The 25,734-nt window shown below is 49.9% G+C and carries 25 protein-coding genes; 8 read left to right on the top strand and 17 right to left on the bottom strand.

Annotation, left to right across the window (positions count from 1 at the left end; genetic code table 11):
* Positions 1–15: 15 nt before the first annotated feature.
* Positions 16–957 (bottom strand): ABC transporter permease, encoded by a 942-nt coding sequence (locus ACFO9Q_RS07605; RefSeq protein ID WP_379180627.1) that lies wholly within the window; start codon positions 955–957, stop codon positions 16–18.
* Positions 958–1,126: 169 nt separating this feature from the next.
* Here ACFO9Q_RS07605 and ACFO9Q_RS07600 point away from each other — a divergent pair, with 169 nt between their 5' ends.
* Positions 1,127–2,866, top strand: coding sequence for a sensor histidine kinase (locus ACFO9Q_RS07600; protein ID WP_379180350.1), 1,740 nt, complete (start codon positions 1,127–1,129; stop codon positions 2,864–2,866).
* On the top strand, positions 2,863–4,479 hold the full coding sequence (locus tag ACFO9Q_RS07595; protein ID WP_379180348.1) for a response regulator: 1,617 nt from the start codon (positions 2,863–2,865) through the stop codon (positions 4,477–4,479). The genes ACFO9Q_RS07600 and ACFO9Q_RS07595 overlap by 4 nt, the downstream gene beginning before the upstream one ends.
* A 40-nt stretch (positions 4,480–4,519) precedes the next feature.
* Here ACFO9Q_RS07595 and ACFO9Q_RS07590 read toward each other — a convergent pair whose 3' ends face one another.
* The 11 genes from ACFO9Q_RS07590 to ACFO9Q_RS07540 all read right to left on the bottom strand — a co-directional run bounded on the left by ACFO9Q_RS07590 (position 4,520) and on the right by ACFO9Q_RS07540 (position 14,467).
* Entirely contained in the window at positions 4,520–6,178 is a 1,659-nt protein-coding gene (locus tag ACFO9Q_RS07590) for an extracellular solute-binding protein (RefSeq protein WP_379180346.1), read from the bottom strand.
* Between the two features lie 264 nt (positions 6,179–6,442).
* Positions 6,443–7,105, bottom strand: coding sequence for a GntR family transcriptional regulator (locus ACFO9Q_RS07585; RefSeq protein ID WP_379180342.1), 663 nt, complete (start codon positions 7,103–7,105; stop codon positions 6,443–6,445).
* Positions 7,106–7,169: 64 nt separating this feature from the next.
* Positions 7,170–8,207: a Gfo/Idh/MocA family protein gene (locus tag ACFO9Q_RS07580; RefSeq protein WP_379180340.1), complete on the bottom strand. Its 1,038-nt coding sequence runs from the start codon at positions 8,205–8,207 to the stop codon at positions 7,170–7,172.
* On the bottom strand, positions 8,204–9,079 hold the full coding sequence (locus tag ACFO9Q_RS07575) for a sugar phosphate isomerase/epimerase family protein (protein ID WP_379180338.1): 876 nt from the start codon (positions 9,077–9,079) through the stop codon (positions 8,204–8,206). Before ACFO9Q_RS07575 ends, ACFO9Q_RS07580 begins: the two co-directional genes overlap by 4 nt.
* A gap of 130 nt (positions 9,080–9,209) precedes the next feature.
* Complete coding sequence (locus ACFO9Q_RS07570) at positions 9,210–9,566, bottom strand: cupin domain-containing protein (RefSeq protein WP_379180336.1); 357 nt, start codon at positions 9,564–9,566, stop codon at positions 9,210–9,212.
* A 362-nt stretch (positions 9,567–9,928) separates the two neighbouring features.
* Complete coding sequence (locus ACFO9Q_RS07565; RefSeq protein WP_379180334.1) at positions 9,929–10,216, bottom strand: hypothetical protein; 288 nt, start codon at positions 10,214–10,216, stop codon at positions 9,929–9,931.
* A 297-nt stretch (positions 10,217–10,513) separates the two neighbouring features.
* Positions 10,514–11,716: an MFS transporter gene (locus tag ACFO9Q_RS07560; RefSeq protein WP_379180332.1), complete on the bottom strand. Its 1,203-nt coding sequence runs from the start codon at positions 11,714–11,716 to the stop codon at positions 10,514–10,516.
* 45 nt (positions 11,717–11,761) lie between these two features.
* The gene (locus ACFO9Q_RS07555) at positions 11,762–12,427 is read right to left on the bottom strand and encodes a TetR/AcrR family transcriptional regulator (RefSeq protein WP_379180330.1); all 666 of its coding nucleotides are present in this window, start codon (positions 12,425–12,427) and stop codon (positions 11,762–11,764) included.
* A 1-nt stretch (position 12,428) separates the two neighbouring features.
* The gene (locus ACFO9Q_RS07550) at positions 12,429–13,712 is read right to left on the bottom strand and encodes a glycosyltransferase (protein ID WP_379180328.1); all 1,284 of its coding nucleotides are present in this window, start codon (positions 13,710–13,712) and stop codon (positions 12,429–12,431) included.
* A gap of 54 nt (positions 13,713–13,766) precedes the next feature.
* Positions 13,767–14,039, bottom strand: coding sequence for a hypothetical protein (locus ACFO9Q_RS07545; RefSeq protein ID WP_379180326.1), 273 nt, complete (start codon positions 14,037–14,039; stop codon positions 13,767–13,769).
* A 182-nt stretch (positions 14,040–14,221) separates the two neighbouring features.
* Complete coding sequence (locus ACFO9Q_RS07540; protein ID WP_379180324.1) at positions 14,222–14,467, bottom strand: hypothetical protein; 246 nt, start codon at positions 14,465–14,467, stop codon at positions 14,222–14,224.
* A gap of 201 nt (positions 14,468–14,668) precedes the next feature.
* Here ACFO9Q_RS07540 and ACFO9Q_RS07535 point away from each other — a divergent pair, with 201 nt between their 5' ends.
* From ACFO9Q_RS07535 to ACFO9Q_RS07520, 4 genes are all read left to right on the top strand, one after another.
* Entirely contained in the window at positions 14,669–15,520 is an 852-nt protein-coding gene (locus ACFO9Q_RS07535; protein WP_379180322.1) for an AraC family transcriptional regulator, read from the top strand.
* A gap of 78 nt (positions 15,521–15,598) precedes the next feature.
* On the top strand, positions 15,599–16,588 hold the full coding sequence (locus ACFO9Q_RS07530; RefSeq protein ID WP_379180320.1) for an aldo/keto reductase: 990 nt from the start codon (positions 15,599–15,601) through the stop codon (positions 16,586–16,588).
* Positions 16,589–16,601: 13 nt separating this feature from the next.
* Positions 16,602–17,588, top strand: a complete 987-nt coding sequence (locus tag ACFO9Q_RS07525) for a Gfo/Idh/MocA family protein (RefSeq protein WP_379180318.1) — start codon at positions 16,602–16,604, stop codon at positions 17,586–17,588.
* Between the two features lie 13 nt (positions 17,589–17,601).
* Positions 17,602–17,952, top strand: coding sequence for a cupin domain-containing protein (locus ACFO9Q_RS07520; RefSeq protein ID WP_379180316.1), 351 nt, complete (start codon positions 17,602–17,604; stop codon positions 17,950–17,952).
* A 228-nt stretch (positions 17,953–18,180) separates the two neighbouring features.
* Here ACFO9Q_RS07520 and ACFO9Q_RS07515 read toward each other — a convergent pair whose 3' ends face one another.
* The 4 genes from ACFO9Q_RS07515 to ACFO9Q_RS07500 form a co-directional block, all read right to left on the bottom strand.
* Positions 18,181–19,161: an aldo/keto reductase gene (locus ACFO9Q_RS07515; RefSeq protein ID WP_379180314.1), complete on the bottom strand. Its 981-nt coding sequence runs from the start codon at positions 19,159–19,161 to the stop codon at positions 18,181–18,183.
* Positions 19,148–19,909, bottom strand: a complete 762-nt coding sequence (locus tag ACFO9Q_RS07510) for a phytanoyl-CoA dioxygenase family protein (protein ID WP_379180312.1) — start codon at positions 19,907–19,909, stop codon at positions 19,148–19,150. Before ACFO9Q_RS07510 ends, ACFO9Q_RS07515 begins: the two co-directional genes overlap by 14 nt.
* A gap of 126 nt (positions 19,910–20,035) precedes the next feature.
* Positions 20,036–21,643 carry a glycoside hydrolase family 43 protein gene (locus tag ACFO9Q_RS07505; RefSeq protein WP_379180310.1) on the bottom strand — a complete coding sequence of 536 codons (1,608 nt, stop codon included), beginning with the start codon at positions 21,641–21,643 and terminating at the stop codon, positions 20,036–20,038.
* A gap of 30 nt (positions 21,644–21,673) precedes the next feature.
* Entirely contained in the window at positions 21,674–22,324 is a 651-nt protein-coding gene (locus tag ACFO9Q_RS07500) for a creatininase family protein (protein ID WP_379180308.1), read from the bottom strand.
* Between the two features lie 187 nt (positions 22,325–22,511).
* Between ACFO9Q_RS07500 and ACFO9Q_RS07495 the strand changes: the two genes are divergently transcribed.
* Entirely contained in the window at positions 22,512–23,357 is an 846-nt protein-coding gene (locus ACFO9Q_RS07495) for an AraC family transcriptional regulator (protein ID WP_379180306.1), read from the top strand.
* 14 nt (positions 23,358–23,371) lie between these two features.
* On the top strand, positions 23,372–24,229 hold the full coding sequence (locus tag ACFO9Q_RS07490) for a helix-turn-helix domain-containing protein (RefSeq protein ID WP_379180304.1): 858 nt from the start codon (positions 23,372–23,374) through the stop codon (positions 24,227–24,229).
* Between the two features lie 255 nt (positions 24,230–24,484).
* Here the strand turns inward: ACFO9Q_RS07490 and ACFO9Q_RS07485 are convergent, their stop codons facing one another.
* Positions 24,485–25,396: an aldo/keto reductase gene (locus tag ACFO9Q_RS07485; RefSeq protein ID WP_379180302.1), complete on the bottom strand. Its 912-nt coding sequence runs from the start codon at positions 25,394–25,396 to the stop codon at positions 24,485–24,487.
* Between the last annotated feature and the right edge of the window lie 338 nt (positions 25,397–25,734).

Raw genomic sequence — 25,734 nt, 5'->3', positions numbered from 1 at the left:
GTTACTCTCCCTTCCTTAGAAAATTCGATAATTACCAAACCGATAGGCCAGTCGGTATGAGATAACCACAAGTGTGAAGCTAATTACAGACTTAAATAATCCGACCGCTGTCGCGAAGCTGAATTCCCCTTGAATCATAGCTGTCCGGTAGACGAAGGTATCGATTACATCGCCCTTGTCATAGACAAGTGGATTATATAAGTTGAAAATCTGGTCAAACCCTGCATTGAGAATATTCCCAAGCTGCAGTGTAGCGACTACCACCATAATTGGCAATATGGAAGGCAGTGTGATATGAATGGTCTGCTTCAGACGGGTTGCTCCATCCACACTCGCCGCTTCATAGAGAGAAGGATTCACTCCCGCAATGGCTGCAAGGTAGATAATCATCGCAAAACCGAATTCCTTCCAGATGTCACTCGTGACGATAACAAACCGGAACCAGTTCCCTTCTCCTAAGAAGAAGACAGGATCCATGCCAAATCCATCTACGATTACGCGGTTAATCATGCCGCCTTTGATTGATAATAGATCGATTAGAATGCCGCCGAGAATAACCCATGACAGAAAGTGAGGCAAATAAACCATCGTTTGAATACTCCGTTTGATTCCCTCTCTTCGAACCTCATTCAGGAGAAGTGCTATAATAACCGGCACGATCAAGCCGAACGAAATTTTCAATACCGATATGATCAACGTGTTCCATATGACCTGCACAGATTCGTCAAACTGAAAAAGCTTCACAAAATGATCAAAGCCTACCCATTCCGAGTCTAACACACCCAACCAAGGCTTATAATCCTTAAATGCGATAACAAGACCCATCATTGGTGTGTAGTGAAAAATAAGCGCAATAATCGAAGCAGGTAAAATGAGAACGTGAAGAGGCCACGTTTTTTTTATCCCCTTAAAGATCTTCCATTTCTCTTTTGTAAGCGTGTGTGGAAGGTTGGACATTCCAACTTCTCCATTCATAATGTTCTCCCTCCGGTCGTGTAGTTACATGTTGATCAACTTCTGATAGTATTATATCAATTCCTATTTTCGGCACCTATGTTAAGTTCTTAACATCTATGACCCCTTCTGCAACCAGTATGTACAAATGATATTGGAGGAATAAATTTTGATGCTACAATATAAAGTGTTCCGAAGGCTGCTGCTTATGCTCGCTGCTTTGCTATTACCTACAACTCTATTATTTACCTATGCCAACCAAACGAGCAAAAACGTAGTAAAAGAAACCTTAGAGAACTCTGCTTCGAAGCAAGTGGAGTATACGATCGGCCGACTGGAGCAGACGCTCAGGCAGCTGGAACAGCAGACTCTGGTATTAACCAATGATTCCTCCATCCGTTCTTACTCCAATCAATGGGACGATAACGGATACTTGAATCATCTGTTGAACCGTAAGCCCGTCGAGGAGAAGCTGGAGCTGCAAAGCCAAGCCGAACCTCTATTCGAAGAGATTACCGTGCATTTCCCCAGGATCGAAGAAGTCGTATCGACAGTCCGGACCGCTCGCTACAATTATGAAGAGCTTGCTCGGAAGCCCAAGAACCAATGGTATGCGGAGAAGAAGAATGACCAGCTAAGCTTTCGGCTCTTGTTAAGCAACTCCCCCTTTTTCTCAACAGATTGGAGCAATATTACGACCATTGTTGAAACGGCTATCTCTAGCGCGTACTTGAATTCTGTGTTGGAAGGATTGGATCAGAGTGGTAACGGGACCTCAATCCTAGTCTTTGGTAATGGTGAGATTATCGCAAATGAGGATACAACCGACCATGTACAGTCTAGGCTCATCAAACAAGCAAAATTGACAGCCCTTACAAACGACAACTCTTCCCGCCCGCTGCTATCTACCGTGGATATTGACGGTGAGGAATACTTGATTCAGTCTATGCGTGTACCATCCTTGGAAGGCACATTAATCAGCTACATCAAGACCGACGATTTTCTACTCCCTTTACGCAAGGTGAATGGGCTGGTTAACGGAAGTCTGATCTTACTTTTCTTGACCGGCATTATCTTTGCTTACTTGTTCTACAAGCATTTCCGATTGCCATTTGCCTATCTGGTGCGCAAAATCGAGAATCTGGGAGCCGGTGACTATGCCGTTAGGGCCACTGTCAAAACAAGGACTGAATTCGACTTTTTGTTCGAGCGGTTTAATGACATGGCAGCAAAAACCCAGTCCTTAATCGAGAATGTGTACGAAGAAAAGGTTCGTACCCGAGAGGCGGAGTACAAATATTTGCAATCCCAAATCAATCCTCACTTTCTGTACAATTGCCTCTTCTATATAGTAAGCATGGCGAACAAGTCGCCGGAGGCTGTAATCTCCATGGCGAAGAATCTATCTCACTTCTATCGGTACATCACCCATAAAGCCGGGGCAATTACCACGCTTGAGGACGAGATCCGTCTGATCCGCAGCTACCTGGACGTGCAGTCCCTGCGTAATCGAAGACTGACTTATACAATCGATATCCCTCCCGTCATGATGGAGCTGGCTATGCCTTCCTTACTGCTTCAACCTATTGTAGAGAATGCAATTGTTCATGGCATTGAAGGTAAGCAAGAGTCAGGAAATGTCCAGATCACAGGGACCCTGCAGGACTCCTCCTACATTCTCTACTTCGATGACGACGGCTTAGGATTATCCGATGAAGAGATTGTGAATTTGACAGAGCGGGTTCAGAGTAAGTACCAGACAACCGAAGAGATGAGCTGCGGAATGCGCAATGTCCACCATCGAATCATTAATCAATACGGGAAGAGTTCAGGCATTTCCTTTTTGCGTAATGAATGGGGCGGTCTGCGGGTTGTTCTTCTGATTGATTTGCCAAAAGGAGATACGATATGAATGTTTTATTAGTAGATGATGAAGACTATGTCCTTGATTACTTGAAAACAGATGTACCTTGGAGCGGCTTAGGGGTAAAAGATGTATATGTTGCAAGCTCCGCCAAAGAGGCGATGAATCTCATAAGCCAAACATCCTTTGACATTATGATCTCAGACATACGCATGCCAGAGATGAGCGGAATCGAGCTTTTGTCTCATATTCAAAAGACGGCCCCTGCCGCCAAGGTTATTCTGCTGTCCGGATATTCCGACTTCACCTATGCCGTGCAAGCTCTTCAACTAGGTGCAGCCGATTATTTGTTGAAGCCCGCTACCATCGAGGAGATTGTCCTATGCTTGAATAAGGTGATCCTGAAGATCGCAGAGGAGAAACAGGCTAAGGAGAGTCTGACCGCAGCCCAAGATGTTCTCATGCTGGGTGCTGCAAGAATGAGAGAACACCTGCTGTTGGACCTAATCCTAGGCAAAAAGTATGCTCCAGACGAGCTGAGCCGACACCTTAGCGCTCTTCATATACCATTAGAACCGAACTCAGAATGTATGCTTGCACTCCTTCGAATGGAGGGCGGCGCCGAGGACTCCACACGGGAAGATATGGAGCTCCTCAGCTATGCCATGCTGAATATGGCAGAGGAAATTCATTATGGAAGTATCAATAACGACTCTTCCTTGTGGAGCTGCAAAGATTATCATCGTTATCTCATTGTCATACTCCCTGTTCAATCGGAAGATGATTACAACAATAAGTTAATGAAATGGGAGAAGCTGCAGCAGGGGGTACGTACCTACCTGAAACGGACGGTGTCATTGTTGATCACGGCTCCTTTTACGTTCCAACATGGCATTCATACCTTGTATTCCGAAGCACTTAATCACTTCTGGAGATTAATAGGTACTCGAAGAGATAGGCTTGTTACCCGCTCTTCTGAGCAACTCGAGCATTCATCTGAACAGCTAACCAAGCCGCTTACACGCTTGCATCAATCTCCCTCTCTTCTACAGCTGCTTGAAGCAGGCCGATGGGACGATATCCCGGGGAGGCTTGACTACATTCTGGAGGAGCTCGACATGCCTGCGTATCAGACACAGCATCATCTGATGGAGGTTCTGTATTATTTATTCGGGAGCTTCTCGTATATCGCCCACAAGCAAGGTGACTCCTTCGGTGATATGGTGAATATTCCTACGCTGGAGAGCGGTGCCTTCTCCTTTCATTCTACAACAAGTATTCGAGACTGGGCCCTTCCCTTGATCGACCAATTCAGACGGTCTCTTAAGGAAACGACGTCAAAAAGGAATCATATTATCCGGCAAATTCATGCGTTTATTGAGGAGCATCTCCATGAAGATGTATCTCTTGGCCGGTTGGGAGAGCATGTATATCTCCATCCTGTATATTTGTCCCGCTTGTACAAGAAAGAGACCGGAGAGAGCATCTCCACTTATATCGAACGCATGCGTATGGAGAAAGCCGTCCAGCTTCTCACACTCACAAATATGCGTGTTTCCGATGTAGCCCAGGAGGTTGGCTACCAGAAGACACAATATTTCATCCATATATTCAAAGAAAATTATGGTTGTACACCGCAGAATTACAGAAATCGTCAATAAAAACGCTCGCGGTTCATAGGAACCGCGAGCGTTTTATCTCTTACTTATTAATGTTTTTATACCATTCATTAACTTCCTTCTCGATTTGATCGCCGCCTTTGCTCTTCCAGTCCGCTACAAAGGTATCGAACGAATCAATAGACTCTTTGCCGTAAATAATCTTCGCGTAAGCCTCCAGCTCCATCGTCTTTAAGCTTTCGCTCTTGCTTCTCATCGTTTCGGTCGGAGAACCGTTGAACAAGCTCGGTGAATTTGTGTCCTTCATGGCTATGTTTAGAGCACCTGCACGCTGTCTTTCTTTGTCCGAGCCAGCGGATTGGATCTGGAATCTGGTTTTCGGCTCTCCACCATTAGATAAGTATTCCCAATCTTTGGACTCTTGGAACGGGATGCCCGGTTCATTCCAGAATAGATTGTATTTCCGAGGCGTAGGAGCTTTTTCAGACGGGTTCGGGAATTTTTTGGCGTCATACTCGGGCTTGCCATCAACCATCACATAGTCATAACCCTCGAAGAAACCATCCTTGAAGTCGCCTGTTCCAAAGCTATAATCATAAATCTTGTCAAAATAATTGAAGAAGGCATCCATATGCTTGAAATCCTTCTTAAACATGATGACCTTGCGTTCGTTCACAAAGCCCGTGTAGCGCGCAGACTTTCCATCAGGTCCCGTTGGCAGAGCATATGCTCTTAGCTTGGCATTCGGATCCGTCTTCTTCGTATCTCCGAGCGGCCATCCAAAAGCCCATGCAGGCGCTGCAATCATCCCTGATTTACTCTGAATGAAGCTCTCCGTCGCTTTCGTCTCGTCAAGCGCTGCGAATTCCGCATCTAGATAACCCTTCTTATACCATTCTTGAAGCTTGCCTAGGCCTTTCTTAGCACCAGGCTGCACTGAGCCGTATTTAAGCGAGCCGTCCTCTGCTTCGTACCAATGCATCGGAATAGCATTTCCGGTATAGGCACCGAATACGAAGCTAACATCGGACATCCAATTGGAATAACCGTTGCGTCCTGAGAGACTGAAGCCGAAGGTATCCTTCTTCCCGTTGCCGTCGGGATCCTGGTTAGTAAAAGCATCCATAATCGCTTCGAAGTCTTCGATAGTCTTCGGCTCCTTCAGGTTCAGCTTCTCCATCCAATCCTGTCTCAGCCACAGCACAGGGTTTGTTCCATCGCCTGAAGACAGAACAGGCAGTCCCAGCAGCTGATCGTCCTTTTTCACTTGGTTCAGAGAAGTCTGGTTGTCTGTATAGAGCTTCTTAATCCGCTCGCTGGCATACTTATCATAATCAACTGAAATATCTTTCACTTTACCTGACTGCATAAGGTCGGCAATTAAATTCTCGTCTTGTACAATGAAGACATCCGGCAATTGGTCATTGGTAGCAAGTGAGAGCCTGAGCTTCGTATGATAGGAGTCAGTATCTGCAGTAGTCCATAGGTGCTTGATATCTATGCCTAGCTTTTCCTTCGCCCACTTGTTATGAACATTGTTGTTAATATCTTCTCCATCGACGAATACATAATCTGAACCTACAGGACGTGCGGTTGTAATCGTTACCATTTCATCAGACTCTGCTGCGGGCGATGCTCCATTGGATTCGGAAGGTGAACTTGATGTCCCTCCTGAGGAGCAACCGACTAGGCCAACGAGTGCAACCATCGCCATCATCTTCATCCAGTTATTCTTTCTCATATTTTATCCCCTTTCAATTATCTGCTGCACCCTTATGGTAGCATGCAAAAATAAAAACCGTATATGCCCTAAGATAAACAACCATATCCCCATTATAGCTGTATTTTCATTTTGATTCTTAATATTATCCATATTTTAGCAAATTCTGAACAAGAACTAACTGCAGTACATGTCTAAACAAAAAAAGCCTCATTAGTGAGACTTTTTACTTGAGTGTGCGTGCATTTAATAGATATGGAATGAACCTAGGCCGCTTGCGATTACTCAGCCCTCGTGGCCTAATCGCTCGATAACTTCCTTCATCACATGATCAATATGCGCTTCCATGAATTGTGCCGCCGCATCGGGATTACGGGTGGCGATGGCCCCCAGAATATGCTCGCGGTCGAATTGTGTCTGCTTGACGACCTTGTCACTCTTATTCGCCAAGGAGCGTACAATTTTAATCTGTGAGCCCATCGATGCCAGCATCTGATAGAGCACCTGATTGCCAGCGTATAGGGCCAGCTTCTCATGAAATTGAGCGTCATAGCTTGCAAAATCAGCCATGTTCTTCGCTTCCTGCGCCTCAGCAGTTAATCGCACTAAGGCTGAGATTTCTTCGGCTTCCGCCTCGGTCATACGAAGCACAGCGGATCGGACCGCCATCACTTCCAGATTTTTACGAACCTCGTACAAATCCTTAATATCCTTGGCCGAGAATTGCTTCACGAAATTCCCGCGATACGGAATCTCATTCACAATGCCCTCTTGAGCCAGACGATTAAGCGCCTCTCGCAGCGGTGTGCGACTGACGCCCAGACTCTCCGAGATCTCCTTCTCATCCAGCTGCTTGCCTGGCTCCAGCTGCCCGCTAATAATCGCTTCGAGCAAGTAATTGTATACCTCCTGCCGCATCGGCAGCTTACCGAGCTTACTTGATAACATACGACACTCTCTCCGTTCTGTATGATCACTTAACGCGATCCATGATCTTCTGATTATAGCAAAATCATGTCGAGATCGGTACCGTCTTGCCTTCGGACAATAGCGCAGCCTCGTACAGCTTCGTAATCTCCAAGGCAAATTCAAGAGAGCCTAGCTCGGGCTGACGGCCTTCGAGCACACAATCACAGAAGCACTTCATCTCACCATACATGCCTTGGGTGAACTCCGACTTATTCTCGAGGGTAGCGAGGCAGTTCTGCGGCTCCCAGACAACCGCGCCGGTATCGGTACCCGCAGGAACATAGTTGTGCGTGCGGCTATATACGTGCGGGATACCGCGCTGGAGCTTGACTCGCAGTGAATTCTCAATCTCTAGATGCCAGCCCCCACCGAAAAATTGGTAGGATTCAATAGGCTGCGGACCCGAAGCTAGATGGAAATTCCCAACAGCTCCGCTAGCAAAATCCAACATAATCGCACCTGTGCCTCTAGCGTTGGTGTGTGCTGTCAAGGCTTCCACCTTGCCGCCAACCGCCATCATAAGCGAGAGCGGGTGCGAGGCGTTCCCCAGCCAGTTGGTTGGCTTAAAGTTAGTCAGAATATCGCCGCGCTCCGGAGGAAGCGACATCGGATATACGGCTAGAATCGAATGCAGATCTCCATATTGCTCCGAATTCACAAGCTCGATCGCTTTCTCCGTTGAAGGCATGAAGGCCTTCTTATAGCCGACAACAGCCACTTTCCCGCGCCTCGCGTCAATCATCGCTTCCACTTCATGCACGCGAGTAGCCACCGGCTTCTCCATCCACACATGCAGACCCGCTTCGAACGCTTCCAGCGTCAACTTAGGGTATGCCTGAGGGGATACACACAGAAAAACAGCATCAAGTGCTTCCTTCTCGTACATCTCAGCGGTGCTCGTATAAGCTTTGCAGCCGAATTGGGCAGCCGTCGCAATTGCCAATTCCTCGTTCACATCACAGATTGCAATTAACCGAATAGGCAAATAATGCATCACCGGCAAAATATTCCGATAGCTATGACTGCCGACACCGACAAGTGCTACATTTAAGTACTTGGTAAATTCCCGCTGATAAGTCATTTGGTTACCTCCACTTGAGCGATTAGGCTGCGCACATACGTATAATCCTGCTTTGTGACGCTAAGGAAATCATAGTCCGGCTTCGCCTTGCCATGCGATGGATTGATACAAATGGCCGGACTACGACCTTCCTGAACTACCCTCGTTGTCATGGCAGCAACAGGCCAGGAAGCCTCCTCCAGACTGGATCTCCAGACGAGCGCTAAGTCATCGCCTTCACTCTGCCCGCCCTTCACATGGTAGAAACCGATGTAGGGTGCAAGCTGCTCATAGACTTGAATCGTTGGAAAAGTCCCCATCTGCCACAGGTTCTGGACATCATAGGTGAAATAAACGCGATCCTTCCGCGCCAACGCTTCGAAAAATGCAGTAACCTCAGAGGGTGTGGAAAGCATATTGTCTGCAGCTTCGTTCTCGACTGTCGCTTCAAAGCCCGCTGCATGAATGCGGTCGATTGCCTCGCCATACATGGGAATAAGCCACGGATGCTGTGCCTTCAGGTACGACACACTGTCAGCTACCTCGCTTCGCCCTTCTATCTTGGCTGAGAGCAGGCGAATCACCTTCGGCTTCATAATGGCAGCCAGCTTCAGCAAGTGATCTAACCGGTTCAGATACTGTTCCCGAAAGTAAGCTTCGCCCTTCTCGACCATGTCGTGAAACAGCTCCGAGGAGAAGCAGTAAACCGACAATCCTCTCGCTGCAATCTCGTTGGCCGCTTGCTCTGCTTCAGCAAGGGACAGGTCAATCAGATTTTTGCCATAAATCCCGTTCTTCAGATCCAGAACCTTGACGCCCCAGCTCCTCTGCGTATCGAGTGATTGTATGAAATCTCCGCCGGCCATCACATTAAGCATCGTGACTTCTACCACTGTGATCTTCCTCTCCATAACGCCTAGTTTACATGAATTTGCTTGCATGAATGCGCTGCACGAGATCTACGGATTCATCCAGCGTCATCGCAGTTTTGTGAACACTCCTTCAATGGGTTGTCGTCCGATCTTATTCACCAATCGTCTGACGATCCGGTGCAGAGTACATAATCATCATGCGGCAGGGCTCCCAGCCCGTAACTACCGCATGATGCGGAACGCCTCTTGGAATGCGCAGCATCATGCCCGGCTCCAGATGATAGGATTCATCCCCCAGCGAATGATCGCATTCCCCGGACAGCACGAAGATATACTCCTCGCAATTCGGGTGATAATGACGAGGATTCGAGGTGCCCGCATTTATGTACACCATGCCGAACGTCATCTCACACTCCGGATCAATCTCCTGTCCGCATAGCCATTGAATCTTACCCCAGTCCAGAGATAGCACGTGCTTCTCTTCTCGCAAGTCGCTAATTGTAGCCATACCATTGCCTCCTTAGTTTGGAATTCAACTAGATTGTATATTGTATAATGTATAAAAACAAGTTATATTTTCTCTCGCCGAAGATAGTCGAATGACAAGTCAAAGACCATGCCCTTCAATAAATTGAAGAAGACATGGTCCTTCCTGCCTCTTAGAAGTTTACACCCTTAACGCTCCGGTCTTACCATATTGAAGCCGGTTCTGTAGTCATCGCTTGCGCTATTGCCCGTACCTTGGAACACAGACTTAAAAGTACCAACACTAACTAATGCAGATTCAATTATGGTGCCTTGAGCTGCGATTAATGACATCAGCCTCACGTCATCAAATTTGCTGTCACCATAGACTGAGATTAATTCAGCTTAGCCGTTCGTTAAGGTCGTGCTCGTGTCTGTGTAGCTGAGCTTCAGCTTGCCATTCACATACAAGATAAGTACGCTACCATTCATCTCTTTACAGATGGAGTACCGCTTATCCAGGCTTAACGTTAAGGCCTTGCTATCTAGTGTTGTGAAGGTACCGGCTGCCTTGCGCTTAATTCGAAGCTCGCTAGCTTCATAGGCAAAGATATAATAGTTATTCGTATCCTGGTATCGTCCGAGAAGCCCAACTGTGCCCTGTGTTGTGCTTCCCCATGAATCGACCTTCACCTTAGCTCAGCTGCGTAGTTGGTCCACCAGTAGTGACCGGACGTTACTCTTGCCAAGGAATCTGTTGTGAGGTTGCATATACCTTGGTTCCATGTGTCTGAATGGCCCATGATCCGCCCACCAAATTGAAATCATTGGCTGCACTATCCTCGAATCCCTCCTAATGCGGCAAGCTTACGGCTGTGCTTACATCAATGTGACTCCTCCTTAAGAATAATAAGTAATATATGTAGGACCTATCGGCCCTCATATCGGACTACACCTTGATTAATCCCAACGTAGCACTGCTTCCCGTCTTCATCCTGCTGTCTTAACGTGTCCTCTCTCTTTCTTAAATAAAGGAAGAAGGAAGACTACACCTGCTGCATACAGCAAGCTTGAGATCGCATATACAATCGTAAGCGATAGGTTCGCCTTCATGAATCCGGAAGCCGACATGCCGATGACCATAAATCCCGTCAGCATGGGGGTCATGACGCCGTTCACTCTCCCTGTGAACTCCTGAGTCGTATTGCGAAGAATGAGCGTGTTGATCCCAATATGGATACTCGGGAAGAATAGACCCGATACGGCTTGAAGCACTAAGGTGAGCGCAGGTATCGTAGACCAGCCTATACCTAATGTTGTCACCACACTGCTGATTAATCCCATCAACAACAGCGTCTGCGGCTTCAATCTAGCAGATAGTTTCAATATAATTCCGCCGCCGAGCAGCATGGCTGCCCCGCTTGACATCGTCATCCATTGGAGAAAGTCCTTGCCCATCCCTAATTGCTCCGTCGAGATGAAGATCATCATCGGTTGAACAACCCCAGCTCCCAGTCCGACAAAGCCGAAGAGCAGGGCCAGCCTTTTCAGAGCAGGGTTGGTCCATACATAGCGCAGACCCCTGCGCAATTCTCTGGTAAAGGCCTCCCGCTGAGCAGATTCAGACTTGGCCTCATCAGCCGGTAGAAACAGCAGAACAAGAGCAGAAGCCACAAACATGACTCCCATGACAGCGATCGAGAATTCCACACCGAACTTCTGATAAACGAATGTACCTAACATGGGTCCGAGGATCAAGAACAAGGAAGCAATCGTCTGGTACATCGCCATAACCTGCTGCAGCTGATCCTCCTTCACGTGCCTCTTCAACAGCTTCATGGCGGAAGGCTGGGAGAATTGGGACAAGATAGCGGACACCAGCGTTGCTAGGAACACGGTGTGCCACGAACCGTACAGCAGTGCGAACAGAACTCCGAATATCGACACGCCGGACAAAATATCGCACCATACCATCGTCAGCTTCGGCCTCCAACGGTCAGCGAATGTCCCCCCAATGATGGAAAACAGGAAAATAGGTCCGTATTCCGCTGCCGAAATCAAAGAAACATAGTATGGGTTGTTGTTGGATATATCCGTTACATATAATAAGATGGCATAATTTCGAATCCAAATTCCTAGCTGAAGAAGAATGTTGGACAGCATGATTAGTCTTACGTACTTGTTTTGAAGCATGATAGATAGGCTCCCTCCTCTCGGGCAAAATAAAGTGCCAAGCCTTTATCGTTTTTCTATTCCCAAAAGGGACATAACAGATAAATACAAGCTATGCATTAACCGGTCTACATTCGGAGCAGGCATGAGATGGCGCGCGTAAGCGGCATTCTGGGCCATGATCGCATCATGCACGATGCCGTTAATCGTTGTCGCCATGAAGGCGATGACCTCTTCCAGCGGTACAACCGGCGCTATACGCTTCGCTGCAGCTTGTGCCTGCAGGAACCCGATGCAGGCGGTATGCAGATAACCAAGCGTCGAAGCCTTCAGCAGCTGACTGCTTATGTTCTCTAACCGTTCCGGTTCATTGGCATAGAAAGCCATCAGCTCGTGAATGATTTTGCCGCTGCCTCTCACCGAAGTTTCGATATAAGTCCCGACGTAGGTCAGGAAATCGTGAAGGACCTGCTTAGGGTCTTTGGCTTCTGCAAATATAGCATTGATCTCGTCCTTCACCTCGGATGTCAGAGAATTTTGGCCAAGCAGAGAAGCGAACAATTCATCGATATTCGAAAAATATTTGTATACGCCACCCTGGCTCATGCCCGCTTCCAGCACCACGTCTCTCATCGTTACGTGATAGATGGGCTTTTTCAGAGCTACCCGCTTGGCTGCTTCCATAATTTCCAGCCTTTTGTTCTCGTAATGTTCTTCTTTGACCCTCGGCATGTCACTTACCCTTTCTCTGATATACGTCGATGCAGTCAATAACCGCCTGTGCAGAGGCTTCTGCTCCACGTTCGGAACGGATCTGGCTACCCAGATCTTGGGCTCTGGCTATAATCTCAACCTTCTGCGTATACTTGATAGCTTCCGTCAGATTATCGGCTGTCAATTGCTTGCGCGGAATCGCTCTAGGTCCTACTCCGAGCTCATGTACCCGCTGTCCCCATGCAAATTGATCGTTAGTGAAGGGGATAATAAGGCTCGGAACACCCGAGCGAAGACCCTCTGCCGTCGTTCCCGCACCGCCGTGATGGACAACCGCAGCCATTCGGGGGAACAGCCAATCATGGGGAGCCCCGTCAATAAACAAGATATCCTTGTCCAGCTCGTCCGGACGCTCCATCCCGCCCCAGCCCTTGGCGATGATGCCGCGCTGGCCGCTGCGCTTCAGCGCTTCGATTACGATGGCTGTCGTCTCCGATGCTTGAGCTTGGCCGGATATGCTGCCGAAGCCGACATATACAGGAGGCTTCCCGGCATCTAGAAAGTCCTGAAGCTCTTGCGGCGGAATGTAACTCTTGTCCGGCTCCAGGAACCAATATCCGTCACAATGAACATGCTCGGACCAATCGACAGGCCTCGGGAACACAGATGGGCTCAGCGAGATGAGTGTCGGATGCGTTGCCGTGCGCTGTCTCGGGAACGGATTGGAGAACTTCGGCGGAACCGTTCCGAATTGCTCCTTCCAGAATTGCTTCACATGACCGCCGGATATCATCCAGAACCCCTGCTCGAAAATCCGGTGCGTCAGCTTATTGTATAATCCCCCGAGGCTTGGACGATTATAGAACAGCAGATTAGGATAGGCACGGGTTGGCGTCATCGGAAACGGTGTAGCCAAAATACTTGGAATGTTCAGTTTCTGTGCTGCGAAATAACCCAGTGTAGCCCCGGGATGATACACGACCGCATCGGCATCCACACAGGCCTGGTACATATCCTGCTGCATATCGAGAAATAAGCGCTTGAATTCGTCTTTCTTCAGACTTTTAAAAAATTTAAGCGGATTATCAGCCTTGCCGGCGTCCTTAGCCAGTTCGCTCTGAGCAATCTTGGTTACATCTCCCCGAATCGGCGCATACTCCAGACCGTATTGCTCGACGAAATCCCGGAAAGACTCGGATGCTGCGATCCGTACGCGATGGCCTCTCTTTTGTAGTGCCAAGCCCAAGGCCATGTAAGGCTGCGTGTCACCGCGGGTTCCTGTTGTAAGCATAGTAATTAACATAGACGTTCCTCCCTTAAGTTTTTCCCTAGAAAAAACAACTTCGTAAGCATAAGCTTAGGATTTTTGTCTGCTTCTTATAGCTCTAATGACCAATAGGACGATGGCAATGACAAAAAGTGCTGTTGTATAAGGCATAATCGATTGCTGCAATTGTTCCACGTCTATCATAGCTTCCGCAAAAGTATACCCTCTTATCAGCTGCACAACGATATAAACTCCGCCTATCACGGTTCCTGCCAGCACCGGCACGAGAATCGCTGCGGCCACTGGGAGCAGAATCTGCTTCCACGCTCGTTTTCCGGATGTACCTGGTCCTGCTTTCTTCATCTCATTCTTCCTTTCGCAGATCAGTTGTTCCTAATAAGCTATAAAAAGACACTGTTGTCGTTTTGAATTGTAACATCGGAAAACCAGGCTCGTCAATTAAAAAAGACACTAATGTCGTTTTTTAAATAACGAACTCGCATCTCAGCCAAAATCCCCACGCAAAAAAACCGCCAACTAGGCGGCTAGGATTTCATTCGACGCTTATAATCAATCGGGCTTAAGCCGTAATGCTTTTTGAACAGCTGGGTGAAATAAGGGATCTGGTTGCTGAACCGTCGTACATCCTCATCAATTGCTTGTGCACTCTGATAATAGTTGAACGCACCTATTGTGGTAACCACCAGTGTGATTACAGAAGTCATTAGAATGATGAGCTTCCACTGCAGTGAGCTTCTAATCGCATGTAGCATAAGCTTCCCCCTTAACATGTAAAGAACCCTCCTACCCACACACAGTGAGAACGGAAGGCCGACGGACGTCACCTCACTATCGTAACATCTGATTTCTGAATGCGATACCCCGTAATCTTGGTTTATTACAGGACGATGCAGGAGTGGTTATTGCTTTCGGCTGCTAATCTAGGTACGATGAATTCTATTAATCATTCTATCTCTAGGAGGTATCCCTCCATGACCAAGCTGCCTGCCTTCCCTGCTCCCCCCACCACTGCCAGAAGCACGGACCTGACTCTCCTCTACTGGGGGAAGGAAGCGTGCGAGCCCGGACATTCTTTCGGCCCTGGCGTTAGGGAAAGGTACAAAATTCATTTTATCCATCAGGGCAAAGGAATCGTAAGAACGGCTAACCATACCTATACCCCAACTGCCGGACAAGCGTTTCTTATCTATCCTCATACGTTGACCTTCTATCAGGCGGATCTATTAGAGCCATGGACTTACTCCTGGATCGCCTTTGACGGCTCTAGGGTTCCTGAAATTCTGGGCCGAACAATATTATCTCCCGACCATCCTATCTTACCAATGGACCTGGAGCTGATGCCCACACTGTACGAACAGCTCTCCCGTACGAAGCGATACGACGCAACCGGCGATTTGCAGCAGATGGCTCTCCTATACGAGCTGCTCAGCCGCATCGTTCAGATGATGCCCTCTCATCCCGAGGAGCCGTCGTCCGTTATCAAGATTGACCGGTATATCCGTCAAGCCGAGGAGTATATCGCCACCCACTACGCCGAACAACTGACGGTACAGCAGCTCGCTTCCATCGTCGGATTGGATCGGAAGTATTTCTCTGCTCTGTTCAAGCAATCGACAGGGATACCTCCACAAGCCTATCTCATTCAATATCGGATGAGGAAGGCATGTAATCTGCTGGCAACCGGACATTATTCCGTAGAGGAAGTAGCGAGATCTGTAGGATACTCCGACGGCTTGTTATTCTCCAAGATGTTCAAACGAACGACTGGGCTATCACCTACTCAATACCGCTCCGGGAAGATGAATACAGACATTATGCCATAAATATCATCCATTAGGTCATAGCTAATCTCGCTGCATATCGGTACACTCTCCTTACCACATCTACTAGGAGGTAACCGAATGCAGCATACAGCAGATCCCAACCGATACGACACTATGGCATATCGCCGATGCGGAAGAAGCGGCTTAAGGCTTCCTGCCATCTCGTTAGGGCTCTGGCACAACTTCGGGGGCACGGATGCCTTCGAGAATGGCAGACAGATGGTCCGCAGAGCATTTGACTTAGGCGTCACTCACTTCGACCTGGCGAACAATTACGGACCACCTCCGGGCTCAGCAGAGGATACCTTCGGGAGCATACTCAAGAAGGATCTTGCCGGATACCGGGACGAGCTCATCATCTCCACGAAGGCAGGCTACTACATGTGGCCCGGTCCATATGGAGATTGGGGCTCCAGGAAATACCTGATCTCCAGCCTGGACCAAAGTCTTAAGCGGCTGCAGCTGGACTACGTCGATATTTACTACCATCACCGTCCCGATCCGAATACGCCTCTTGAGGAGACGATGGGTGCTCTGGACCAGATCGTTCGCCAAGGTAAGGCGCTCTACGTAGGGCTGTCCAGTTATAACCCTGAGGCAACGCGCGAGGCTTCGCACATTCTGAAGGCGCTCGGCACCCCCTGCCTGATTCACCAGTCCAAATACTCGATGATGGCCCGCGGAATTGAGGATAGCCTTCTCGATGTGCTTGAGGATGAAGGAATCGGCTCCATCGCCTTCTCCCCGCTGGACAAGGGCATCCTGACCGACCGATATCTTTGCGGCATAGCGGCGGACTCCCGTGCGGCAGGTCCAAGCGTGTTCCTGAAGCCGGAGGATCTGAATGAACCTAGGATGAACAAGGTCAGACGGTTGAATGAAGTGGCTGCCAGCCGCGGTCAGAAGCTGTCGCAGATGGCACTGGCATGGGTGCTGAGAGGCGGACGGGTGACCTCAGCATTAATCGGCGCCAGTAAGGTCAATCAGATTGAAGATGCCGCAGGGGCACTGCATGCAGGCGACTTCTCGGCAGAAGAGCTTGCCTTAATCGATTCCATTCTTGAGTGAGGAGTGCTGCGATATGCGAGTCATTCAGATTGGCGCAGGACAATTCGGCCGAAGCTGGTTAACGAGAATTGTGCCAAGTTGTCAGGAGCTGGAGCTGGTTGGCGTGGTCGATGGGAATCCTCTCGCCTTGGAAGCCGTGAAGCAGCAGGCGGGGCTTCCGGAGGACATCCTGTTCACCTACCTGTCGGAGGCTCTGCAACGGTTGACACCTGAGATTGCCATTAATGTGACACCGCCTTCGGTACATAGAGAAGTATCCATGCAATGTATGGCAGCCGGAGTCCCTGTCCTATGCGAGAAGCCGATTGCACTGAACGCTGAGGATGCTGAGGAGCTTCATCGGCAGTCTCTTGCATCTGGGATCCCGGTCATGATCGCTGAGAATTATCGATATGCTCCTATTGTCCGTAAGCTTCGCGGCTTGATTAAGGAAGGAGCTATTGGGGACATACACGCCGTGCATGTCCAATTTTTCAAGCATCATCCGGAATTTACGAATTATCATAAGGATCTGCCATTTCCACTGCTGATGGATGTAGCCATCCACCATCTGGATATGCTTCGGTATCTTACCGGACTTGAGGCTGTTAGTGTGTATGCCAGAGCCTCTACCCCTCCGGGCAGCTGGTACGGTACACGATACTCCGATACGGAGCTGCTGCTTGAGCTGGGGAACAAGGTTAAGGCCAGCTACGTAGGGAGCTTGGCTTCCTTCGAGAATACGGGCTCATGGCTTGGAGATTGGCGGATCGAGGGGGAGCGTGGCATGCTGTTATTCGATGGGCAGCAGATTACTCTGAGTCAGAAAAGCGGCAAGTCTGTCTATACGCTTGAAGACAGGACAGACAACAGAGTGTATGTTGTCCAAGAATTCCTCGATGCTCTGCGCTCAGGCCGCCCTGGTGAGACGGACATCTCCGATAACATTCGCACGTATCGAATGGTGGAAGCCGCGATGGAGTCTGTTCGCACGCATGGTGTAGTGCATATTCGTCAATAAGGGAGGCTTCAACTTGATTATACGAAACTATCTGTCTGCGGAATTAGTCCAAGTGAGTGGCATTCATGACGGTATAGGAACCGCGCTGCACAAGACTTTATTTGGCCCGAAGGACTTTACGACGAACCTGCGCTTCATTAATTATACGATACTGCCTCCAGGCGCCACGATCGGGCTTCACACGCACGGTGACGATGAGGAGATTTATATCGTCCTTGAAGGCAGTGGGGAGATGACGGCTAATGGAGAGGTGCGGCAGGTCAAGACTGGCGATCTGATTGTGAACCCGCCGTTCGGCACGCACGGGTTAGTGAATAATACGAATGAAGAGATTAGACTTATGGTCATCGGAATTAGCAAATAACGCCGGCTTTTCTCGCTCCTTATAAAAACATGTGGACCTGCAAGAGGTCCACATGTTTATCACTCAGATTGCGGCAGATTTTGCTCTTTTTCATCTTTAGTTGCCGGATCATGCTACGATAAATCCTTGCGCATGTTCTTCAAGCTGCGAAGATACATAAGAATCTCATTCTCAATACAACGCGCGGCGAAGGTAGCAAATGTGGGGCTCTTTCCTTGCAGCTCCGTATTATCTCCAATACTTCTTCTGATAGAAATTACGAATCCATCGATGCTGCTTGAAAAGCTGATCGAACACATCCTCGGGCAGGCGCTCCTCCCGAAGAGCAGCGATGTTCTGCTCTGCGTAGGACTTGATCTGCATCGAGATAATCGCCGTCGTGACGGCCGGATGATGCAGTGCATACTTGATCGCAAGCGCTGTCAACGAGCTGGCATAGGCTGGTACATATTCCTTCAGCTTCTCTACCCTGGCTATGTATTCCGTCCTCGGTCCGGCATCAAAATACCCATTCCGAAAATCACGTTCTCCGAAAATGGTGTCTTCTCTCAGCAATCCCGTTAATCCGCCTTCATCCAGAACGCAGCGAGCAATCAGCGCGACCCCGTGCTTCTCGCAGAGAGGCGCGAGATTATCCAGCGCAAGCGGGTCGAATAGGTTGAGAATCGTCTGTACCGACTGTATGTGCCCTGATCGAACCAAGCTTAACGCCATATCGTGACGGTGGTCAGGGATGGATACGCCGATGTGGCGAACAAGTCCCTCTTCCTTCAACCGAATAAGCTCTTCCAGCCAATAGGATTCATCGTCCCAGGTTCCCCAGTATTGATGCATTTGAATCAGATCCAATGCTTCGACCTGAAGCGCCTGAAGTGATGCCTCCACGCTCTGCCTCATTGAGCCTGGCGGGAACGCCTCCGTTACCGGGATCGGACTGCCCCAGCCGCCCTTGCCACTGGGCTTCACCTTGGTGGCGATGAAGGGCCGCGGGCCCTTCCACTCCTTGAGAGCCTTACCGATCGTCTCCTCCGAAGTGCCATAGGCTCTCGCGGTATCAACGAATGTAACGCCCAGCTCGAACGAGCGCAGCAAGGCTTCTATATACTCCTTCTCCTCCAGAGCACCGAAGGAACCATTCAATCCCATTGCCCCGAAGCCGATGCGGGACACCTGAATGCCTGAATCGGAGAATGCGTTAGACGGCAGCATGTTGGTCCTGACCCTCCAACATCGATGTATCTAGTGCAGCCTGACCGTTCTTGGCAATGATCATCTTCTTAAAGGTTGCGCCGGTCTTAATATTTACCACGCCGGAAGGAATGTACTGAAGAATGTATCCTTTGCGTACGGAATCGCTCACATTCGGGCCGCTCCGGTGGAATAGCAGGGACGAGAATACAACCATGCTGCCCTTCTTCAGCTCCACAGGAATGCCTGGATCATCTCCGAAATAACACTGCCAGCCGATCGGAGTTATTTGATGCTCGACTATACCGTCCTTATGCGTCCGCGGCTTCACCCAGATACAGCCGTTCTCGATGGTTGCATCCTCCAGGGCCAGCCAACAGGTCACATATTCCTCGGACAATACGAGTCCGTAGCCGTTGTCCTGATGCCATGGGAAGTCCTTAGCTGTCTCCGGCCGCTTATAGACCGCCTGATCCCAGTACAGCGAGACATCGCCTCCCAGGATGGGTGTAGTTAGGTCGACGAATTTCTGATGAGCACAGAACTTCTGGAAATAAGCTTCCTTCTTCACCAGATGAGGAGTGAAGGTAATCTCGTTGGCACGGCTCACTCCTTCCTTAGCCTCCTCCGCCAATCTCAATTTCTCATTGTGCTCATTCACATAATGGTCGATCTGTTCGGTCAGCTCATCCATTTCCTGTGACGAGAACAGATTCTCTAGAATGAAGTACCCTTCCTCGTAAAATTGCTTTAATTGCTGCTCGTTCATGGCCGCCAGCCCCTTTGCAATGAATTCTGTCAGTTGCTTGACCTCATTATAGTAAGCTGCACCAACAATAACCATGAACGAGCGTAAGCAGTTATTGTACTATTTACGCCTGAGCGTGCGGTCTGCCTAGTCTGCCTTCGTATAGATGAATTCTCGGAAGGCTGCATATCCTTGCTCGAGACCGAGTACTCCTCGGGCGAATATGCCTACCCTGGGAGCCGTGAAGCACAGGAATCTGTGGGCCATCTCCGGGAACAGATACGATGCCTCTACAGTCAAGTCAAGCGGGGTGTAATCGCTGGACTCACCCCCCGCTGCATAGGCAAATGTACAGACATCGGCTCGTGCATCAACACGCAATCGCAGCCTGAGACTGTCGCCTTCTCCTATCGGCAGCTCCTGCTGCAGCAGAATCTTACGCTTGCCGTGCTCATAACGGTCAACCTGAACATACAGCCCTTCCAGCTCCTGATTCTCATGCAGCCTCTTCACATCGAAGGACAAGCCTGTTGTCTGTCCTAGTCCATTGCGAACCGACAGCATCAGGATGGCATCGGTGTCTCTGTACAGCAGGATGCCCGCTTCCTCTCCCCGGCTCCGCGTGAAGAACCGAAGCTCCGTCTCCGCTTGGAATGCCTCGTGCTGCCAGCGGCGTGTTAACATCAGCGTAGGCTGAGGGGTATACAGCAAGTAGGGCTTGCATTGCAGCGCCAAGCCGCCCTGACCTAGCTGATATCCTTCGGAGACGGGGAGTCGTACCCATTCCCAGGTAGGGTCCAGCTTGTCCCTATCGAACCGATCGACATAGGGATTGATGTCGTCTGCGACGGCGGACACTTCCTCCGGGTGCAGATAGATATTCTCAACCGGGGTTCCATGATCGCCGATGATCGGCCACCCATCCTCGGTCCATTCCACAGGCTGCAGGAACGTCTCCCTGCCGAGTGGTGTTGAGCCGTTCGGCTTGAGCGGCCGGCCGCCCAAGTGCGGGAACCACCAACGCCCCTGCGGATCCTGGATCAGCTTGCCGTGACCTGTCTTCTGAATGAGCTTCTCCGGATCCTGCTGCTTCAAGATCGGATTGTACGGGCATTCCTCGTAGGGTCCCCACACCGAACGGCTGCGAGCAACAGTGACCATATGGTCGAAGAAGGTCCCGCCCTCTGCCAGGATCAGGTAGTACCAGCCATCCTTCTTGAGCAGATGAGGTGCCTCCGGTGCGGCTCCGCCCGTACCTGGCCACACCTGCTTCGCTTCGCCAAGCAGATGCGTTCCGTCAGCGGCTAGCTCCTGTACCCAACCACCTCCGCAGGCCAAGTAACGCCGGCCGTCATCGTCATTGAAGATGGACGGATCGATGAAATGGTGATTGAGTGCTACACCATCGCTGTAGGGTCCCTCCGGACGCTCCGACCAGTACAGAATATTCGTACAGCGTGGCTGTCCATGATAATACGGAACGACAACCCAGAACTTGCCTTCATAGTAGGAAATATCTGGAGCGTACACACCGAATGAATCGGGCATATCTGATAAGTCAAGCTGTTCCTGGCGCTCAATGACATGGCCAATCGTCTTCCAATGAACCAAGTCTCGTGAATGCAGCACATTAACACCAGGGAAATACTGAAACGTAGAGCATACCATGTAGTAGTCCTCACCGACCCGTACTACCGATGGGTCCGGGTAGTCACCCTGTAGAACGGGGTTGGCGAATACCATTTTTTCAGTCATGAAGAGACCTCCTGTATGATGATGAATAGATTACCGTGCAGCAGTAGTCCTCTCATATGGCTTCCAGCGTGAATGTGACGGGACCTCCTCTTGTCCCGCTCGGGGACTGCAGCTTATCCACTGCTGCTGAAGCAGCTCGGTCCACATCGCTTCCATTGCTTGGTAATCTAGTGGTGCACATTGTTCCGCATTAACGCTCTGAAGTTCTTCTGCCAGCTGACGCACCAGCTTCACCATCGCAGCCTCACAGGCTTCAACAATAGCTCGTCCATAAGCAGCGGTGGCCTCATGCGCCGAAGAATGAATGGCCAGCCTGCCACCGGAAGCGAGCTGCCGCTCCAGAGACTGCAGCTGCAGATCGACTAGCTCCGGACGCAGATGCATAAGAGTGGATAATTCATATCTTCCTGCGTGATCGGCTGGGAAGGAAGGGCCTGCAAGCTCAAAATCCGTACCATACCAGACCCGGCATCCGGTTGCTTGTGCAAAATTTCCGGCTATTCGCTTAAAGTCCTGCGTATGTGCCCCTCCATGTCCCGACAAGGCAATAATGCCACGAAAGCCGGTATTGTAGAAGGCACGCAGCTGATACAGAAACGTCTTATACATGAGCTCCGGCGGCAGCGAAGTCATCAAGGGGTCGGTGTCGCCTACATTCTCATACAGCCACCTGAAATTCATAAGGAAATAGATCCAGCCAGTTGGTCTTGGTCGGCCTCAATCTCTCATCCCTCCTACAAGATTGTTATAGTGATATATCAATTTTGCGCATTTCATTTTCACGGGTTTATTATATAATAGAAACAGAGGCATGAAGATACATCGATTTTGCGAATCATGTCGTGATTTTGCGATAGGAGGCCAGCCTGTGAATAGAAGCCGTTTTTTTCTTCTGCCTGCCATGGACAGCCTCCCCTATGGCATCATCGCTGTAGGACATGTGAAGGATGATCCTAAGCATCGTGTTACTGGGAACAGGTATGCCGAGCATATATACAATCTACATCTGGCTGTTCGCGGCCGCGGCTGGGTACATACAGCAACCAATAAGATACCGATCGGGGCTATGGAAGGCTTCTTGTACTCGGAGCATCAGATTCAGTGTTATGAAGCAGACGCTGCAGAGCCGTGGGAGGTATGGTGGATCTACTTCAAGGGAGAGGGGATTCGCTCCCTGCTGCACAAGCAAATTCTTGGCGAAGAGCCCTGGAGAATTCCTGTGAACAGCGGCAGGCGAATTCTGCCACTGATTGAGACACTGTGGGAGCTTGCTGGACAGAATGATGCAGCTAATCTGCCGGTCGTGAGCTCGACGCTGTACCGAATTCTGCTGGAGCTGCTGACACATTCTGCCGCTCCTCCCTCCTCAGCCTCGGCCAGACTGGAGCACCGTCTGCAGTTCACCGCGGAGTATATGCGAGCGCATTGCAATCAGCCGTTAACCTTGGAGCAGCTGGCTGATCACAGCGGCGTCAGCAGCGCTTACTTCAGCCGCACCTTCCATGCGCACTTCGGAATGCCGCCACTGGATTACTTGGCCCAGATGCGCATCGAGCTCGCGAAGCAGATGTTGATTGTCACTCACAAGACGATCAAGCAAATTGCCTTCGAGGTTGGCTATGGCAGTCCCAGCTACTTCATTGAACGCTTCCGCAGAATCGTAGGTATGACACCTGCTGCCTACCGCGGGGCGAGTCTGAATCCACCCGTGTAATGGAGAGGTATTAGATGACAACACAGAGCAATGCGAGTATGGACGAGCAGCTCGGTCTATCCCTCCTTCTCGTTCAACAGGCACCCTATTCCCGGCTGCAGATTCGCGATATGACCAAGAGTTATTGGGTGCTCAGCCACGTTGTGAGCGGATCGGTCACCATGCGCACAGGAGGGCATCGGTACTCTGCTGCTCCCGGACAGGTTATGGTTCATCCTCCTCATATCCCCTTCGACGAAGAGAATGCGGGGGAAGGGCTTCATCAGGTGCTGTTCCTTGATATTACCTTGTCACAGCAGTTGGATCTATTCCGCATGCTGCCCATAGCTCCAGTGGTGACACTCACTCAGCCGGAATCCTTCCAGTCGGTGTTCAGACAGTTATTGGGGCATTGGAATGAGCCTGACACCCCACTGCGAACGCTGCAGCTGTTCTCCGGCATTCTCGAGCTGGTCAAGCAGCTGATTATGAGCTGGGAAGCGGAGGGGAAGCAGCCGCGCCCCGAGGCCTTGAACTCCAAGGAGGATCGCTTCATGGAGGTCATCAGGTATATGGAGCAGCATATGAAGCACAAGGTGACGAGAGAGGATCTCGCTTCCCTGCTGCACCTTCATCCTAATTATTTTGACAAGCTGTTCTACAAGCACTTCCAACAGACGCCGATGCATATGCTTCGTTCACTTCGCATTCGCAAGGCGAAGGCGCTGCTCGAGACGACCCAAGCATCTATGGAATTAATCGCTTATGAATGTGGACTGGGGGATGCGGCTTACTTCACCCGAGCCTTCAAGAATCAGATGAATGAGACGCCAGGTCATTATCGTTCACGTATGCAGAAGCTGTTGAGATGGTACGGGCCTGAGGAGAGGTGAGGCTGGGTGAATTGGATGTCAGCTGATTCAGATCGACGTTGTATACATCGATCGACGGGGAAGGGGGAATCGAGGTAGACGGAGCGTTATATACTGGAGTGGTACCAGCAGCTGGTTACCACTCCAGTATAAGAGACGATGGCCGTTAGTGAGAGCCACTCAGCTGCTCGCAACTGCTTGCTTCCTCCGCCACACCTGATTGATTGAGTACATACTTACGTTATCTTAAAAAGTGAATGTAGACGTTCTTAACCTCTAATTACGATAATCGATCGGATCGCTAGGGAATGCGGCAAATATGCAATCCAGATCCTCCCGCGGCAATCCCTTGCCGTCACAATACGAAGCATTACGCTCCAAGGAACGAATGGAGGTCGTGCCGGTGAGCGTGACATGAATGTCCGGGCAGGAGTAGCTGAATCGCATCGCCGGTTCGATTAAGCCCTTCGGTTCGGTCTTCCGAAGGAATGCAAGCTTCGCCTTCCGTTCCTCAGCCAGATCAATCATAGACTGGTTAATAAACTTTGCCGGCGCATCCGCGAGCAGTCCCATGCCCAGCACGCTTCCGTTGATTACGCCCATATTGAGTTCACGGGTTAGCGGGAACACTTTATCCTTAGCCGAGTGATCGATCAGCATATACCTGCTGAACACTTGGGTCGTATCGAACACCCGTGTCTGCAGATAGGGCAGGAGGACATCAAAGTCTCTTCCGTTAACGCCAATGGCACGAATCTTGCCCTGCTCCTTCAGCTTCACAAGTGCCAGGTAACAGCCGTTCATGACCTCATCGAAGTTCCACGAGTCAGGCTCATGAATCTGCAGCAGATCGATGACGTCCGTCTGCAGCCGCTTCAGGCTGTTCTCCACAGAGCGAATCGTATTCTCATAGTTATAAGCTTCTCCGCGCATGACAGCCTTCGATGCTAAAATAACGGATTCGCGCTTGCCCCCCTTCAACGCCTCGCCGATCCGCCTCTCACTCTCGCCTCTGCCATAGAGCGGAGCCGTGTCGATGAAGTTGATACCGAGGTCCAGCGAGCGATGCACCACCTCGGTGACCTGCTCATCGGTCACTCCATCTGAGAAGTCCCCGCCGAGTGGTGCGCCACCGAGTCCCAATTGGGATACGCGAAAGCCTGTTTTTCCTAAAATGGTATACTCCATATCGTCTCCCCATCTCTCCGCAATCTGAATTGTTGATATCACAATTATGATGTGAGTAATCTAGCAATATAATTATAGATCAGATGATAACTCTCGATAAATACCGTGATCTTGTCATTTATATCACGATATTGCCTTCTCTTACGCTGAAAATCAAAAAGCCCTCACATCACATGGATGTGGGGAAGTGATTGGGTTGCCAGAGCTCTCCTTGGTCTTTCTCCGTACGCGGTAGCCTCTCTTTTTGAGAGCCACCCCAAGGCCATATAAGGCTGTGTGTCACCGCGGGATCCTGTTGTAAGCATAGTGATTAACATGAACGTTCCTCCTTAAAGTTT

The sequence above is a fragment of the Paenibacillus sp. GCM10023252 genome (genome assembly GCF_042653305.1).
Taxonomy (GTDB): Bacteria; Bacillota; Bacilli; order Paenibacillales; family Paenibacillaceae; genus Pristimantibacillus.
This window is presented reverse-complemented; position numbering and strand designations above follow the sequence as displayed.

What these genes read in the sequence shown, in the direction of transcription:
- ACFO9Q_RS07485 (WP_379180302.1), bottom strand. Translation starts at nt 25,396, where the DNA reads ATGGAGTATACCATTTTAGGAAAAACAGGCTTTCGCGTATCCCAATTG.
- ACFO9Q_RS07525 (WP_379180318.1), top strand. Translation starts at nt 16,602, where the DNA reads ATGCGAGTCATTCAGATTGGCGCAGGACAATTCGGCCGAAGCTGGTTA.
- ACFO9Q_RS07590 (WP_379180346.1), bottom strand. Translation starts at nt 6,178, where the DNA reads ATGAGAAAGAATAACTGGATGAAGATGATGGCGATGGTTGCACTCGTT.
- ACFO9Q_RS07515 (WP_379180314.1), bottom strand. Translation starts at nt 19,161, where the DNA reads ATGCTGCCGTCTAACGCATTCTCCGATTCAGGCATTCAGGTGTCCCGC.
- ACFO9Q_RS07550 (WP_379180328.1), bottom strand. Translation starts at nt 13,712, where the DNA reads ATGTTAATTACTATGCTTACAACAGGAACCCGCGGTGACACGCAGCCT.
- ACFO9Q_RS07605 (WP_379180627.1), bottom strand. Translation starts at nt 957, where the DNA reads ATGTCCAACCTTCCACACACGCTTACAAAAGAGAAATGGAAGATCTTT.
- ACFO9Q_RS07510 (WP_379180312.1), bottom strand. Translation starts at nt 19,909, where the DNA reads ATGAACGAGCAGCAATTAAAGCAATTTTACGAGGAAGGGTACTTCATT.
- ACFO9Q_RS07585 (WP_379180342.1), bottom strand. Translation starts at nt 7,105, where the DNA reads ATGTTATCAAGTAAGCTCGGTAAGCTGCCGATGCGGCAGGAGGTATAC.
- ACFO9Q_RS07500 (WP_379180308.1), bottom strand. Translation starts at nt 22,324, where the DNA reads ATGAATTTCAGGTGGCTGTATGAGAATGTAGGCGACACCGACCCCTTG.
- ACFO9Q_RS07555 (WP_379180330.1), bottom strand. Translation starts at nt 12,427, where the DNA reads ATGCCGAGGGTCAAAGAAGAACATTACGAGAACAAAAGGCTGGAAATT.
- ACFO9Q_RS07530 (WP_379180320.1), top strand. Translation starts at nt 15,599, where the DNA reads ATGCAGCATACAGCAGATCCCAACCGATACGACACTATGGCATATCGC.
- ACFO9Q_RS07560 (WP_379180332.1), bottom strand. Translation starts at nt 11,716, where the DNA reads ATGCTTCAAAACAAGTACGTAAGACTAATCATGCTGTCCAACATTCTT.
- ACFO9Q_RS07540 (WP_379180324.1), bottom strand. Translation starts at nt 14,467, where the DNA reads ATGTTAAGGGGGAAGCTTATGCTACATGCGATTAGAAGCTCACTGCAG.
- ACFO9Q_RS07535 (WP_379180322.1), top strand. Translation starts at nt 14,669, where the DNA reads ATGACCAAGCTGCCTGCCTTCCCTGCTCCCCCCACCACTGCCAGAAGC.
- ACFO9Q_RS07600 (WP_379180350.1), top strand. Translation starts at nt 1,127, where the DNA reads ATGCTACAATATAAAGTGTTCCGAAGGCTGCTGCTTATGCTCGCTGCT.
- ACFO9Q_RS07505 (WP_379180310.1), bottom strand. Translation starts at nt 21,643, where the DNA reads ATGACTGAAAAAATGGTATTCGCCAACCCCGTTCTACAGGGTGACTAC.
- ACFO9Q_RS07490 (WP_379180304.1), top strand. Translation starts at nt 23,372, where the DNA reads ATGACAACACAGAGCAATGCGAGTATGGACGAGCAGCTCGGTCTATCC.
- ACFO9Q_RS07545 (WP_379180326.1), bottom strand. Translation starts at nt 14,039, where the DNA reads ATGAAGAAAGCAGGACCAGGTACATCCGGAAAACGAGCGTGGAAGCAG.
- ACFO9Q_RS07570 (WP_379180336.1), bottom strand. Translation starts at nt 9,566, where the DNA reads ATGGCTACAATTAGCGACTTGCGAGAAGAGAAGCACGTGCTATCTCTG.
- ACFO9Q_RS07580 (WP_379180340.1), bottom strand. Translation starts at nt 8,207, where the DNA reads ATGACTTATCAGCGGGAATTTACCAAGTACTTAAATGTAGCACTTGTC.
- ACFO9Q_RS07595 (WP_379180348.1), top strand. Translation starts at nt 2,863, where the DNA reads ATGAATGTTTTATTAGTAGATGATGAAGACTATGTCCTTGATTACTTG.